Here is a 13388-nt window from a genome sequence, read left to right on the forward strand (position 1 = left end):
CGGCCTTTGCGGATTTCCGGCAAAGGCCGTCTGAATATCAATTTCCCATTTTTGAGTGATACATGGAAAACCTTTTGGCTTACTTACTACAAAAAATCAGCCTCCCCAATCAATCCGGCAAGGACAAGTCATGAGTGGTAAGCCTTTGAAGTATCCCGTTTCCGCTTTGGTCGTTTTGCATGATAAAGACGGCAATATCCTGCTGATTGAACGTACGGCGCCGCAAGGTTTTTGGCAGTCGGTCACCGGCAGCTTGGAAGAGGGCGAGCGTATCGAAGAAACCGCATGGCGCGAAGTGTGGGAAGAAACCGGTATCCGCCTTGCAGACGGACAGCTGGAAAACTGGCACGACAGCACCATTTATGAAATCTATCATCACTGGCGCCATCGCTATCCCAAAGGCGTTTTTGAAAACCGCGAACACATCTTCTCAGCCCAAATTCCGCGCGATACGCCCATCGTCCTGCAACCGGACGAACACGTTGCCTACGGTTGGTTTGGTGCGGAAGAAGCGGCGGAAAAAGTGTTTTCCCCTTCCAATAAACGCGCAATTTTAGAATTGGTCAAAAGGCTGAATGCTAAAAAGACAATCTGAATACGACAGTTTCACATTTTCAGACGGCCTTGGGTTTGCTATACTTTCGCCGTTTGACTCTCTTTAAAATCAAAGGAAACCATCATGGCAGACTTCAACAAAATCCTGACCCCGGGCGATGTGGACGGCGGCATCATCAACGTTGTCAACGAAATCCCAGCGGGCAGCAACCACAAAATCGAGTGGAACCGCAAATTAGCCGCTTTTCAACTCGACCGCGTTGAACCGGCAATTTTCGCCAAACCGACCAACTACGGCTTCATTCCGCAAACTTTGGATGAAGACGGCGACGAATTGGACGTATTGCTGGTTACCGAGCAGCCTTTGGCAACCGGTATTTTCCTGGAAGCACGCGTTATCGGCGTGATGAAATTTGTTGACGACGGCGAAGTGGACGACAAAATCGTCTGTGTTCCAGCCGACGACCGCAATAACGGCAATGCCTACAAAACTTTGGCCGATTTGCCGCAACAACTGATCAAACAAATCGAGTTCCACTTCAACCACTACAAAGACCTGAAAAAAGCAGGTACCACTAAAGTTGAATCTTGGGGCGATGTAGAAGAAGCGAAACAAGTCATCAAAGAATCCATCGAACGTTGGAACAAACAAGCCTAATCGGTTTGTCCCGTCCAATATCAAGGCCGTCTGAAAGCAAAGTTCAGACGGCCTTTTTATGTTTCAAACCGATATAACAAAATCGTCTTTAAAACAAACAAACCATTCTTTCTCATTTTCAGACGGCCTCATTAAAGTAACGCCTATACCAAAAATAAGGAGTGCTTCAATGACTGCTACCACAACTGACCCACGCGCCAAGCTGCCTGAGACGCCTTTGTCTGGCAACGAAGCCTTGAAAGAGCGCAGCGATTATCTGCACGGTACGATTAAGGAAGAGTTGAAAGACGATTTTACCGGCGGCTTTACTGCCGATAACTTTCAGCTTATCCGCTTCCACGGCATGTACGAACAGGACAACCGCGATATCCGTGCCGAGCGTACCGAACAAAAACTTGAGCCTTTAAAAAACATGATGTTGCGTTGCCGTTTGCCCGGCGGCATCATTACGCCGAAGCAGTGGCTGGGTATCGACAAATTTGCCGGTGAAAATACGATTTACGGCTCTATCCGCCTGACCAACCGTCAAACCTTCCAATACCACGGCATTTTGAAAACCGATTTAAAACAGGCACATCAGGCATTGCACAAACTAGGTCTCGATTCCATTGCCACAGCCAGCGATGTCAACCGCAATGTGTTGTGTACCAGCAATCCGGTGCAAAGCACGTTGCATCAAGAAGCCTACGAATGGGCGGCGCGCATCAGTATGCACCTCCTGCCGCGCACCATGGCATATGCCGATGTCTGGCTGGACGGTGAAAAAGTGTTCTCGACCGAGCCGACCGAGCCGCGCAATAAAGAAATTGCCGACGACGTAGAGCCGATTTTGGGTAAAACCTATCTGCCGCGCAAATTCAAAACCGCCGTTGTGATTCCGCCCGATAACGATGTGGACATTCATTCCAACGATTTGGGTTTTGTGGCGATTGCAGAAAACGGCAAGTTGGTGGGCTTCAATGTATTGGTCGGCGGCGGTTTATCCAGCGAACACGGTAATACCAAAACTTATCCGAACACTTCTTACGAATTTGGTTTCGTTCCGCTGGAATACACCCTCAACGCCGCCGAAGCCGTCGTCAGCACCCAGCGCGACTGGGGCAACCGCAGCGACCGCAAAGCAGCGCGTACACGCTATACGCTGCAACGCGTCGGCGTAGATGTGTTCAAAGAAGAAGTCGAAAGGCGCATGGGCATTAAATTTGAACCTATCCGCCCTTACGAATTTACGCATCGCGGCGACCATATCGGCTGGGTACAAGGACATGAAGGCAACTGGCATTTGACTTTGTTTATTGAAAACGGCCGCCTGCTCGACTATCCCGGCAGGCCGTTGAAAACAGGTATCCGCGAAATTGCCAAAATCCATCCCGGCGACTTCCGTCTGACGGCCAACCAAAATCTGGTGGTTGCCAATGTGCCGCCGGAATTAAAAGATACGATTGATAAAATCGCCAAAGATCATGGATTAATCAGCAAATCGATTACTATCCAGCGTGAGAACTCGATGGCCTGCGTTGCCTTGCCGACTTGCCCGCTGGCAATGGCGGAGGCCGAACGTTTCCTGCCGACATTCTCCGATAAAATTGACGAAATGTTCGCCAAATATGGCTTGGAAGACGAATACATCGTTTTGCGCGTAACCGGTTGCCCCAACGGTTGCGGCCGCGCCATGCTGGCAGAAATCGGTTTGGTCGGTAAAGCGGTCGGCCGCTACAACCTTTACGCAGGCGGCAACCGTGAAGGCACCCGCATTCCTCGTTTGTTTAAAGAAAACATTACCGAACCTGAAATCCTTGAAATTGTCGAAGGCTGGGTGGCAGATTGGTCTCGAAACCGTTTAGATGATGAAGGTTTTGGCGATTTCGCCATCCGTACCGGCATCGTCAAACCTGTATTGGACGCTCCGCGAGACTTCTGGGCATAACGCATACAGACAGATCCACAAGTCTACAATAAGAAAATAGAGAAAACCAAAGGCCGTCTGAAAATCTGATTTTCAGACGGCCTTTTATATTGTGCGAGTTTATATCAAAGATGGGGTATAAACCGAATCAGCGACGGCGGCCAAAGCCCCGACCCATGCTGGGGCGGCGGTAGTTGGAAGGCTGACGCGCGGTTTCGCGGTAACGCTGTTGCTGTTGAGCGTTTTGTTGCTGGGCACGCAGGGTGCGCGTATTCAGCTGTTGGCTGGTGCGTCCGTTTGGACGTGCGGTTTGATAATAGTTAGTACGGGCCTGACGGGCAATCGGGCTGTTTTGATTGCGCGCCTGTGTGAATTTGTTGGCCAATGCGTTGCCGATAAATGCACCGGCTGCCGCTCCCACCAAGCTTTGCAGTAGCCAGCTGCCGGTGGATTGGTCGTAGATGTATTGTTGGCCGTCTGTACCGGTTACCGGTTGGCCGTTGTTGCCGTTGGCTTGTGCTTCGGCAGGAATGGTGTCTTTCACGGCTTCAGGCGTGAGCTGGTAAACCGTATTGTCTTCTTGTTGGCCTGCTTGTTGTGCCAACTGTTGTTGTAATGCTTCGATTTGTTTTTGTTGCTGCTCAAGCTGCGCTTGGGTATTGTCTTTGCAGGCAGCGAGGGCAAAAGTGGAAAGGGCGGCTAAGGCAATCAGTTTTTTCATTGTTTTTCCTGAGAGAGGTTTGTCTTTGCCGAGATTTCGGCGGAGTGTGTTTGCCTAATATTAAACCATTTCCCTGTTTTTCAAGTGGTTTTACAAAATAATGTTGGAAAGTTGCGCTGCAAATGCACGGCTGTTAGCAGCCAGATTGCCCAGTGCAGGCATTTCGTGTTCGGTTTCGATAATCAGCAGGTTGGCAGGGCGGCGGGTGTGCAGGGACATTTGCATTTCAGCGGGAGAGAAGGGCATGTGATGGCGTTTGGCGAAAGCTTCGGCGCGTTTGTTGGCGGTTTTGAGCATAGGCAGCAGGGTAATATCCAAATGGAAACGGCGTACACCCAAAACCAAAATACGCGCTGCAAAGAAATCTGCTTCATCAGTAAAAACGTTGGGGCTGTTTTGATTGAAGTCGTGGCGCTCTGCGGCAATTAAAGTCGCGATGGTGCGCACTTGCGGAATCAGGGCTTCGCTGATGAGGCTGTCAGGCGAATCAGGCAAAGTGTGCATGTTGAGCATGCTGTGGTGGCTGTTGCTGTCAACGACCATGCGGCAGGTGTGTAACATTTGTGTTTGGCTGTGGATTTTAGTTGAGGCAGTCATGGCTGTATTCCTTATTTCTTAAAAATGGGTGGATTTAAGCGGCCATGGTGGGTATAAAAAAAGCCGCTCAAATGAGGCGGCTCTAATTTGCGTATTTTCAATTTGGTCTGTTTTAGACAAGCGCAAAAAAGTACCGCACGTTTGTGTGGTACCAATAGAAGAAAGTAGCAGAGCGTTGCGCGGTTTGCATAATGAAAATACGTCTTTAATGTATAAAAGAATGGAACGTAGTTTAAAACAAGAATGCCAGTAATTTCAATATCCAATCGACAAAACCCACTAATAAATCTACAAGTTGTTGTAATCCTTCCAATTTATTTTCTTTCGAGTGAGTCAAATTTGCATAATTATAATGCAAAACCGGGTAAATTGATAACAATCCGAGCAGGCTCTTTAAAAAGGCCGTCTGAAATTCAGCTTTCAGACGGCCTTTATTTTTGTTTATCCAATCAATAAACGTCGCGTTGGTAGCGTTTGTCTTCGCGCAGATCGTTGAGGTAGTCTTCGGCTTCGTCACGGCTGAGTTTGCCTTGGGTTTCGATGACTTCGATCAGGGCGTTTTCGACATCGCGTGCCATGCGTGTAGCGTCGCCGCAGACGTAGATGTGTGCGCCTTGTTGCAGCCAGTTCCAAACTTCGGCGGCGCGTTCGGTGATTTTGTGTTGGACGTAGACTTTGTGTTCGCCTTGGCGGCTCCATGCGAGGTCGGCGCGGGTGAGGAGGCCGTCTTTGCGCCAATCGCTCCATTCGAGTTGGTAGAGGAAGTCGTCGGCCAGGCGTTGGTTGCCGAAGAAGAGCCAGTTTTTTCCGCTGTCGCCATTGGCGGCACGTTGCTGTATAAAGGAGCGGAAGGGGGCGACGCCTGTGCCTGCGCCGATCATGATGATGGGGGTATCGCCGTTTTGGGGCAGGCGGAAGTTGGGGTTGTGTTCGACAAAGACGCGGATTTCGCTGCCTTCTTCGAGGCGTTCGCCCAAGTAGCCGGATGCTGCGCCGGTGTAGGTGTGGTCGTGGTGGTTGAAACGGACGACGCCTACGGTAAGGTGGACTTCTTCGCCGACTTCGTCTTGGGCGGAGGCGATGGAGTAAAGGCGCGGGGTTTGTGGGCGGAATAGGCTGTATAGGGTTTGTGCGTCCAGTGGGTGTGGATGGGCGGCAAATACGCCTACGGGCGGTGTGGCGGCGAGGTAGGCATCCAGTTGGGCTTTATCTGCGACTATGGTTTTGAGTTCTTCGTTGTTTGTTAATTCGGCGTATTGTTGGACGAAGGCGGGTGTGTTTTGGGTAATGTCTGCGGATTCGGTCAGGGCTGTGCGGATGTCGGTTTCGCGGCCGTCTGAAAGTTGGACGGTTTCGTTGCCGTTCAGTTGGTTGAGGTCGAGGATTTCTTGAACGAGGTCGGCGGCATTCAGCGGCCATACGCCGAGCGCGTCGCCTGCCTGATAATGAAGACCGGAGCCGCTGAGGTCGATTTCGATGTGTTCGACGTCTTTTTCTGCATCGCGCGAGGTGATTTTTTGGCGCACAGAGAGGGTGGCTGTGTAGGGTTTTTCTTTGGTGTAGACGGCATCGTTGCTTGGTGTTGCCGAGCCGTTTGGTGCAGCGGTTGTACTTGGGCTTGCTGCTTGGGCAGTTAACTCGGCTACTTTGGGTACGACGGCGGCAATCCATGCGTCGGCATCGGTTTGGAATTCTAAGTCGCAAATGCCCAAGTCGTTCAGACGGCCTGCGCCCAGTTCGGCAAATTTGGCATCAAAGTCTTTGCCTGCTTGGCAGAAGTTGGGATAGGAGGAATCGCCAAGGCCTAAGACGGCAAAGGTCAGTTTGCTGAGATCAGGTTTCTTTTTGCCGTAGATGAATTTGTACAGGGGCAGGGCTTCTTCGGGCGGTTCGCCTTCGCCTTGGGTGGAGGTAACTAAAAGCACGATGTCTTCGTCGGGCAGGGTTTTGCTTTTGAAATCGCTTGCGCTGCTGAGGCGGGCTTCTACGCCGGCGGCTTGAAGTTTGGCGTGTAATGATTCGGCAACGCTGCGGGCATTGCCGGTTTGTGAGGCGGAGAGGACTAATACGCGGCGGCTGACTGTTGAGGTGGCTGTTTGCAGGGAAGATGGTTCGGCTGCTATACCGGATATGCCTTGGCTTTGCGCCCAGCAATAGCCGGAGAGCCAGGCAAGTTGGGTAGGGGATAGTGTGGAGAGTTGGACGGAGAGTTCGGGTGGAAGCGGATTGGCTTGGCTCATTTGGATTCCTTTGTTGGACGGCTATAACCGATTGTTTGAATAATGGACAATCGCCACTTTAAACAGGCCGTCTGAAAAAAGGAAAGAATGCTTGGTTTTAATTTAAGATGATTTCGTTATATTCGGGAAGGTATTAGGTCGTCTGGACATGCTCATTCAGACGGCCTTGGATTGGATAGAAACGAGATTTTCAGTTTCCGCTGGAGAGTTTCATCACTACGACACCTGAGATGATGAGAAATGCGCCGAGCCAGCGGCCGAAGTTGGCGGCATCGTTGAAAAATACAACGCCTACCAAAAAAGCCCCTGCCGCGCCTATGCCTGTCCAGACGGCGTAGGCTGTACCCATCGGAATACTTTTTTGGGCAAGGTAAAGGAAGTATCCGCTGCCGACGATGCAGGCAAGCGCGGCGGCAAAGCCATGCCAGCGGTAGCCTTCCTGTTGTGCCAATTTCAAGCCCAATGGCCAGCCGATTTCCAGCATACCGGCTAAGATTAAATAAAACCAACTCATAATATGTCCTGATAGTGTGTTAAGGTTTCAGACGGCCTTGGAAAGATTGTTTTCTTCCGAGAGTTCAACGCGTTGTCCGATATCTTTTAGATTGGAGTATTGTTCGACCAAGCGCGGTACATCGTCCAAGCTCATTGCAAACATCCATAAATAAGTGCTGACGGAATAGATATGGCCGGCGCTGCCATAGCCTTTAAGCGTCATGTGTATAAAGGCAAAGCCGAATAATACGCTCATCGCCATGCCGATACTGAGATAGCCTAAGGCTTCGCGGTTGGAAATCAGCACGCGTAGTTTGGCAACCCAGCCATAGTGGCGGTAGAGCTGATGCTCGTTGCCGTCGCGGATGAGGTGGTTGTCGCGTTCAAGCCGGTTGTTTAAACGGAAATATAGGTTTTCGCTGATGGCGGCAAAACGCGGCAGCAACCATAAAAACAGGGCAAGTATCGCGACAGCCAATACGCCCACCCAAAATTCCAATATCAGCAACATCATACATGCACCGAAGATGGAGACCAGCGAAGTAGCAGCGATGGGCAGGTGTTCTTCAAAAAAACTGACAAACTCACGCGATAGGGCAACGCGTGCGGTAATGGCGGAATGCGGTACTTCTCGCTTGCGCTGTTCCAAAACGACCGGGACGGCGATTTCGGTATAGATTTGGGTAAATGTGCGCGTATCGGCTGCTCGGCGGGCGGCTCCGATTATCCACATTAATAAAACCACCACACCATACAACATTGCCTGCCAGACGTTGCCTTCCATAACGGCATTAATCGCCCAGCCGCCAAACACGGGATATACCAGCAAGAGTAGATTATCCAAGCCGACGAGAGAGAAGGTTGTGATGAGTTTGCGGCGGTGTGTTTGACCGATGTGTTTCAACATTTTCCACATGGTTGCCCTCCTTATTTAGTATTGAGGGTTTGCGCCATTAATTCGGCCAATGCGTCCAAATCGGCAAACAGTCGGACTGCACGTTTTTCACCGAAGGCGGTAAAAATTCGTTTGCTGAATTCTTGCATGTTTTGCACCAGTGGTGCAGCGGATTCCTTGCCTTGCTCGGTCAGCGACAATAAGCGTTCGCGTTTGTCTTGTTCGCTTTCGTGAAATGTCAGCAAGCCTTGTTCGGCCAGCGTTTTGCATGTGCCGGAAACGGTTTGCTTGGGCAGGCTCCATTCTTCGCCTATGTATTTTTGAGTGCGGCTGCCTTCGGTGGCTAAGGTGTAGAGAACGGCGAAGGTATTGTAGTTGGTGTTTTGCTGTTTAATCCATTGGTCAAATGCGCTGTCTATGTGGCTGATGCGCATACCGAGTTGGTCAAGTTGATTCATAAATTGGTCTCGATATTGACTAATTGGATGCGGATTATAGTCATATTTAGGACTAATTGCAAATAGAAGGCCGTCTGAAACAATCATTTTCAGACGGCCTTGAAACCGTTAAAATAATTAATGTAGAAACGATATATTCAAACTACGATAAACCTAATAAAACCATCTTTAGCACATACGCCATGATTCATTTCTTATCTCAAAATATTTCATCTAAACAAGCCACTGCCATCGGGCTGCTTGCCGTTGCTTTGTGGAGCTTTGTCATTTCTCTGATACGCTCTTTGAGCCTGCATATGGGGGCAGTGGGCGGCGCGGCAATGATGTACACCCTGTCCACCGTATTGATTTGGCTGATTTTTGGCCGGCCGCATTTGCGCAATTACAACCGCAGCTATCTGTTTTGGGCAAGCGTGTTTTTTGTCGGCTGCGAACTGTGTTTGTCGCTCTCGGTCGGCTTTGCACAAAACGCAAGACAGGCGGTAGAAATCGGCATGGTCAATTATTTGTGGCCGACGTTTACCATTGTCGGAGCGGTATATTTCAATAAACAGCCGTCAAAATGGTGGATAGTCATCGGCTTTGTGCTGTCGTTTTTTGGGATTGCCACTGTACTGGGCGGCGATGTCGGCTTATCGATTTCCGGCATTTACCACAATGTCCGCACCAATCCCGGCGGCTACATCATGGCATTTGCGGACGCAGTGTTTTGGGCGGCATATTGCACGCTGACGGCGCGCGTAAAGGCGGAAGGCAGCAGCGTCGGCTTCTTCTTTGCGCTGGTGTCGATACTTTTGTGGATAGAGTATTTTCTCAGCGGCGCGGATACGTTGAGTTTTGATTCTGTATCGCTCGGCTATGCCGTTGCCGCCACATCTTGCATGGGTTTGGGCTATGCAGTGTGGAATATCGGTATTTCGCGTGGCAACCTGACCGTATTGGCGGGTGCATCTTATTTCATTCCGGTATTGTCTGCGGTAGTGTCATCATTTTTGATCAGCGCGCCTTTGTCCATGACATTTTGGCAGGGGGCGGGAATGGTGTGTTTAGGATCGATTGTGTGTTGGTTGGCAACCCGGAGAAAACGGGGGGCGTGAAGCAATATCCCATAGCTTTGCGATATAACGAAAACAGCTTTTTTAACAACCAAACATTCTTTCCCATTTTCAGACGGCCTGTTTAAAGTAGCAGTCAGTTTGAGAAATCACGAGAAATGGGAAAGAATCATGACCGCAGCTTCCGCTCCGCTTTTACGCTTCATTACCGCCGGCAGTGTCGATGACGGCAAATCCACCCTCATCGGCCGCCTGCTCTACGACAGCAAAACCTTACTGACCGACCAGATTGACAAGCTCAACCGTGCCACTGAAAACGGCGAAACGCCCGACTTTGCCAGTTTGACAGACGGCCTTGCCGCCGAGCGCGAACAAGGCATTACCATTGACGTGGCCTACCGTTATTTCGCCACGCCCAAACGCAAATTCATCATTGCCGATACGCCGGGACATGAACAATACACGCGTAATATGGTTACCGGCGCATCGACTGCCGATGCCGCTATTATTTTGGTCGATGCCACACGCGTCGATTTTTCAGGCAGCGAACCTGTCCTCCTGCCCCAAACCAAACGCCACAGTGCGATTCTGAAACTTCTGGGCTGCCCCAACATCATCGTCGCCGTAAACAAACTCGACCTGCTCGACTTTGACGAAGCCAAATATCAAGCCATTACCGAGGCCTACCGCAAACTGGCAGAGCAAATCGGCCTTAAAGCAAAAATCCACTTCCTGCCCATCAGCGCCTTGAAAGGCGACAATATCGTCAATGCAAGCAGTCAAACCCCGTGGTATCAAGGTTTGCCGCTTTTGCCTTTGCTCGAAAGCCTGCCAGTCAACCGTCAAAATGCCGCCGACCAAGCCACGCATTTTCCCGTACAACGTGTGGCGCGCCAAGACGGCAGCAGCAGCGACGACTTCCGCGGCTATCAAGGCAGATTGGAAGCGGGCCGTCTGAAAGTGGGCGATGAAGTCAAAGTTTTACCCAGCGGCCATGTTGCCAAAGTTGCCGAAATCTATAATGCAAACGGTAAAACCGAATCTGCCGAGGCAGGGGAAGTGTTGACTGTCGTTTTGGATGCAGACATCGATATTTCACGCGGCAACAGCATTGTTTCAGCCGACAGTGTCATTGTTCCCGAACAACAATTTCAAGCCGCGCTTTGCTGGTTTGACGATATTCCGCTCAATCTGCGCCGCAAATATTTGTTGAAACACACTACCCAAACCACGCCCGTAAAAATCAGCGAAATTGCCTACGTTTGGGACGTGAACACCCTCAGCCGGGTTGAATCCGCTGAAACGCTCAAGCTCAACGACATCGGAAGTATCAGCTTCAAAACCCAACAGCCGCTCGCCGCTGCCGCATACGAAGAGAATCATGCACAAGGCGCGTTTATTTTGATTGACGAAGCCACCAACCATACTGTCGCGGCAGGCATGATACGCAAAATCTGCGAAGCAAACAGTTTTGAAATTTAAAAGAAAAGTTGAAATAAAAAAAAAGGCCGTCTGAAGTTTCAGACGGCCTGTTATTTTATCCAAGTCGGAAATGCTTATGCGCCGTAAACCGGATATTTATTGCACAAAGCAGTCACTTGTTCACGGACTTTGGCGAGGTTGGCTTCATCTTCAGGATTGGCCAATACGTCGGCAACCAAGTTTGCCAATACGCGTGCGTCGGCTTCGTTAAAGCCGCGTGTAGTCATGGCGGCGGAGCCGATGCGGATGCCGGAGGTAACGAATGGTTTTTCTGGATCATTCGGAATAGCGTTTTTGTTGACGGTAATGTGTGCTTTGCCCAAAGCGGCTTCGGCGGCTTTGCCGGTGATTTTCATCGGTTGCAGGTCAACGAGGAAAACGTGGCTTTCAGTACGGCCGGAAACGATGCGCAAACCGCGTTTAACCAACTCTTCCGCCATGGCGGCAGCATTGATTTTCACTTGTTTTGCGTATTGTTTGAACTCAGGTTGCAACGCTTCTTTAAACGCCACGGCTTTGGCAGCGATAACGTGCATTAACGGACCGCCTTGCAGGCTTGGGAAGATGGAAGAGTTCAGCGCTTTTTCGTGGGTATTATCACGGCACAAAATCACACCGCCGCGAGGGCCGCGCAGGGTTTTGTGGGTGGTGGTGGTTACGAAGTCGCAGAATGGCACGGGGTTAGGATATTCGCCGCCGGCAATCAGACCGGCGTAGTGCGCCATGTCGACAAAAAGGTATGCGCCGACTTTATCGGCGATTTCGCGGAATTTTGCCCAGTCGATTTGCAACGCGTAGGCAGATGCACCGGCCACAATCATTTTAGGTTTATGTTCAAGAGCCAAGCGTTCTACTTCGGCATAATCGAGAACTTCGTTTTCATCCAAACCATAAGTAATGGCGTTGTAGAGTTTGCCGGAGATGTTGACGCTTGCGCCGTGGGTCAAGTGGCCGCCGTGTGCCAGAGACATGCCCAAAATAGTGTCGCCCGGTTTCAAAACAGAAGCGTACACAGCTTGGTTGGCTTGCGAGCCGGAGTGCGGTTGGACATTGACATATTCTGCGCCAAACAACTCTTTAGCGCGGTCAATCGCCAATTGTTCGACAATATCAACGTATTCGCAGCCACCGTAGTAGCGTTTGCCAGGATAGCCTTCAGCATATTTGTTGGTCAATTGCGAACCTTGGGCTTCCATAACGGCACAGCTGACGTAGTTTTCAGAGGCGATCAGCTCGACGTGGTCTTGCTGGCGCTTGTCTTCTTGGGCGATGGCTGCTGCCAAATCGGGGTCATATTGTGCGAGGGTAACGCTTTTTGAAAACATGTTCTCGATTCCTTTGTGATGGGCTGAAAATATAGGATGGAGTGCTGCGAATTGGTTCAAGATGAACTATTTTTCTTGCATTGTCAACAATTGTGTCGGGTGTTTGGTTTCAGACGGCCTGAGATTAAAGGGTTTATTTGAAAATATCATCTTGTTTTAAATGAAAATCCATTTTTTCCAGAAGCGCGGCTAAGTCGGCTTCTGCTTGGGCAGCCTTAAGATTTTTTGCCAGTTCTACTAAGGCTACTGCATTTAATCGTTCTTTCTCCAGCCGTAGAGCTTCTTCGCTGAAGATTTTGATATTGTCTGCCGATTCGGCGGTATCTATTTTTTCAAATGGATAAAATGATTCTTCGTGCACGGCCAAACCGTCGGGCAAGGGGGCAGCATGGTTGAAATCGGCATCATTGACCGGCATCCATGAAGGATGGTTTTCAAGCAGGATAAATTGTCCGTCCATGCCGTTGATATGACGGAATAGGGTGGTTCGGCCATTGTGTAAACGCATAAGCCCGATTGTATGCCCAAGTCGGTAAGCCGTCTATAAAGCCGTTTCTTTCTATTTTGGCGCTAACTTATGTTGATATTATTAATTTTGATGTAAAACAGTTTCGACTTAAAAAAGACTGGATAAAACGCCCGTGTTTGTTATAATGAAGCTAAAGATTGATTCGTCCTAGTTTTTGACCGCAGTACTTTTTTATTTAATTAACAAGAGAGGAAAACAAAATGTTTCCAGAATATCGCGATTTGATTTCTAAACTGAAACAAGAAGATGCACACTTTGCCCGTTTGTTTGACGAGCACAATGAGCTGGACGATAAAATCACCGGTTTGGTTAACAACCCTGTTACCAGCGGTGCCGAAGAGATTGAAGAGCTGAAAAAAGCCAAACTCAAACTCAAAGACGAATTGTATGCTCTTCTGCAAAAAGCAGCAGGCAAATAATTAAAAATTGAATAAGGCCGTCTGAACGGTATGATAGGAATCTCGGATTTCGT

At 49.8% G+C, this 13388-nt stretch carries 14 protein-coding genes; 6 read left to right on the top strand and 8 right to left on the bottom strand.

What is annotated here, in order from left to right; translation table 11 throughout:
- Positions 1–130 precede the first annotated feature (130 nt).
- The 3 genes from nudB (at position 131) to cysI (ending at position 3140) form a co-directional block, all read left to right on the top strand.
- Entirely contained in the window at positions 131–595 is a 465-nt protein-coding gene (nudB, locus tag ACTHTU_RS08120) for a dihydroneopterin triphosphate diphosphatase (RefSeq protein ID WP_440362255.1), read from the top strand.
- 84 nt (positions 596–679) lie between these two features.
- Positions 680–1213, top strand: a complete 534-nt coding sequence (locus ACTHTU_RS08125) for an inorganic diphosphatase (RefSeq protein WP_003678634.1) — start codon at positions 680–682, stop codon at positions 1211–1213.
- A 169-nt stretch (positions 1214–1382) separates the two neighbouring features.
- Positions 1383–3140, top strand: a complete 1758-nt coding sequence (cysI, locus tag ACTHTU_RS08130; protein ID WP_440362256.1) for an assimilatory sulfite reductase (NADPH) hemoprotein subunit — start codon at positions 1383–1385, stop codon at positions 3138–3140.
- Between the two features lie 127 nt (positions 3141–3267).
- Here cysI and ACTHTU_RS08135 read toward each other — a convergent pair whose 3' ends face one another.
- The 6 genes from ACTHTU_RS08135 to ACTHTU_RS08160 form a co-directional block, all read right to left on the bottom strand.
- Entirely contained in the window at positions 3268–3840 is a 573-nt protein-coding gene (locus ACTHTU_RS08135) for a hypothetical protein (protein ID WP_440362257.1), read from the bottom strand.
- A gap of 90 nt (positions 3841–3930) precedes the next feature.
- Positions 3931–4437, bottom strand: a complete 507-nt coding sequence (locus ACTHTU_RS08140) for a hypothetical protein (RefSeq protein ID WP_440362258.1) — start codon at positions 4435–4437, stop codon at positions 3931–3933.
- 449 nt (positions 4438–4886) lie between these two features.
- Positions 4887–6677 carry an assimilatory sulfite reductase (NADPH) flavoprotein subunit gene (locus tag ACTHTU_RS08145; protein WP_440362259.1) on the bottom strand — a complete coding sequence of 597 codons (1791 nt, stop codon included), beginning with the start codon at positions 6675–6677 and terminating at the stop codon, positions 4887–4889.
- Between the two features lie 190 nt (positions 6678–6867).
- Positions 6868–7191 (bottom strand): DMT family transporter, encoded by a 324-nt coding sequence (locus ACTHTU_RS08150; RefSeq protein ID WP_004520006.1) that lies wholly within the window; start codon positions 7189–7191, stop codon positions 6868–6870.
- Between the two features lie 27 nt (positions 7192–7218).
- Entirely contained in the window at positions 7219–8088 is an 870-nt protein-coding gene (locus tag ACTHTU_RS08155; RefSeq protein WP_314589320.1) for an ABC transporter six-transmembrane domain-containing protein, read from the bottom strand.
- 11 nt (positions 8089–8099) lie between these two features.
- Complete coding sequence (locus ACTHTU_RS08160) at positions 8100–8525, bottom strand: MarR family winged helix-turn-helix transcriptional regulator (RefSeq protein ID WP_440362260.1); 426 nt, start codon at positions 8523–8525, stop codon at positions 8100–8102.
- A gap of 182 nt (positions 8526–8707) precedes the next feature.
- Between ACTHTU_RS08160 and yddG the strand changes: the two genes are divergently transcribed.
- Positions 8708–9622: an aromatic amino acid DMT transporter YddG gene (gene yddG, locus ACTHTU_RS08165; RefSeq protein WP_440362261.1), complete on the top strand. Its 915-nt coding sequence runs from the start codon at positions 8708–8710 to the stop codon at positions 9620–9622.
- A 129-nt stretch (positions 9623–9751) separates the two neighbouring features.
- Positions 9752–11062 (top strand): sulfate adenylyltransferase subunit 1, encoded by a 1311-nt coding sequence (locus ACTHTU_RS08170; RefSeq protein WP_440362262.1) that lies wholly within the window; start codon positions 9752–9754, stop codon positions 11060–11062.
- A 74-nt stretch (positions 11063–11136) separates the two neighbouring features.
- Here ACTHTU_RS08170 and glyA read toward each other — a convergent pair whose 3' ends face one another.
- Complete coding sequence (glyA, locus tag ACTHTU_RS08175) at positions 11137–12387, bottom strand: serine hydroxymethyltransferase (protein ID WP_004520001.1); 1251 nt, start codon at positions 12385–12387, stop codon at positions 11137–11139.
- Between the two features lie 133 nt (positions 12388–12520).
- A complete protein-coding gene (locus ACTHTU_RS08180; RefSeq protein ID WP_070585602.1) occupies positions 12521–12895 on the bottom strand; it encodes a hypothetical protein in 375 nt (124 codons plus the stop codon).
- A 221-nt stretch (positions 12896–13116) separates the two neighbouring features.
- Between ACTHTU_RS08180 and ACTHTU_RS08185 the strand changes: the two genes are divergently transcribed.
- A complete protein-coding gene (locus ACTHTU_RS08185) occupies positions 13117–13335 on the top strand; it encodes a YdcH family protein (protein ID WP_003685475.1) in 219 nt (72 codons plus the stop codon).
- The last annotated feature ends 53 nt before the right edge of the window (positions 13336–13388 follow it).

Source organism: Neisseria sp. P0020.S005 (assembly GCF_051957055.1).
GTDB classification, from domain to species: Bacteria; Pseudomonadota; Gammaproteobacteria; order Burkholderiales; family Neisseriaceae; genus Neisseria; species Neisseria subflava_A.

Excerpts from the sequence above, each read along its gene's own strand:
- ACTHTU_RS08160 (WP_440362260.1), bottom strand. The coding sequence starts at position 8,525 with ATGAATCAACTTGACCAACTCGGTATGCGCATCAGCCACATAGACAGC.
- nudB (WP_440362255.1), top strand. The coding sequence starts at position 131 with ATGAGTGGTAAGCCTTTGAAGTATCCCGTTTCCGCTTTGGTCGTTTTG.
- ACTHTU_RS08135 (WP_440362257.1), bottom strand. The coding sequence starts at position 3,840 with ATGAAAAAACTGATTGCCTTAGCCGCCCTTTCCACTTTTGCCCTCGCT.
- ACTHTU_RS08185 (WP_003685475.1), top strand. The coding sequence starts at position 13,117 with ATGTTTCCAGAATATCGCGATTTGATTTCTAAACTGAAACAAGAAGAT.
- glyA (WP_004520001.1), bottom strand. The coding sequence starts at position 12,387 with ATGTTTTCAAAAAGCGTTACCCTCGCACAATATGACCCCGATTTGGCA.
- ACTHTU_RS08145 (WP_440362259.1), bottom strand. The coding sequence starts at position 6,677 with ATGAGCCAAGCCAATCCGCTTCCACCCGAACTCTCCGTCCAACTCTCC.
- ACTHTU_RS08170 (WP_440362262.1), top strand. The coding sequence starts at position 9,752 with ATGACCGCAGCTTCCGCTCCGCTTTTACGCTTCATTACCGCCGGCAGT.
- cysI (WP_440362256.1), top strand. The coding sequence starts at position 1,383 with ATGACTGCTACCACAACTGACCCACGCGCCAAGCTGCCTGAGACGCCT.
- ACTHTU_RS08180 (WP_070585602.1), bottom strand. The coding sequence starts at position 12,895 with ATGCGTTTACACAATGGCCGAACCACCCTATTCCGTCATATCAACGGC.
- ACTHTU_RS08125 (WP_003678634.1), top strand. The coding sequence starts at position 680 with ATGGCAGACTTCAACAAAATCCTGACCCCGGGCGATGTGGACGGCGGC.
- ACTHTU_RS08155 (WP_314589320.1), bottom strand. The coding sequence starts at position 8,088 with ATGTGGAAAATGTTGAAACACATCGGTCAAACACACCGCCGCAAACTC.
- ACTHTU_RS08150 (WP_004520006.1), bottom strand. The coding sequence starts at position 7,191 with ATGAGTTGGTTTTATTTAATCTTAGCCGGTATGCTGGAAATCGGCTGG.
- yddG (WP_440362261.1), top strand. The coding sequence starts at position 8,708 with ATGATTCATTTCTTATCTCAAAATATTTCATCTAAACAAGCCACTGCC.
- ACTHTU_RS08140 (WP_440362258.1), bottom strand. The coding sequence starts at position 4,437 with ATGACTGCCTCAACTAAAATCCACAGCCAAACACAAATGTTACACACC.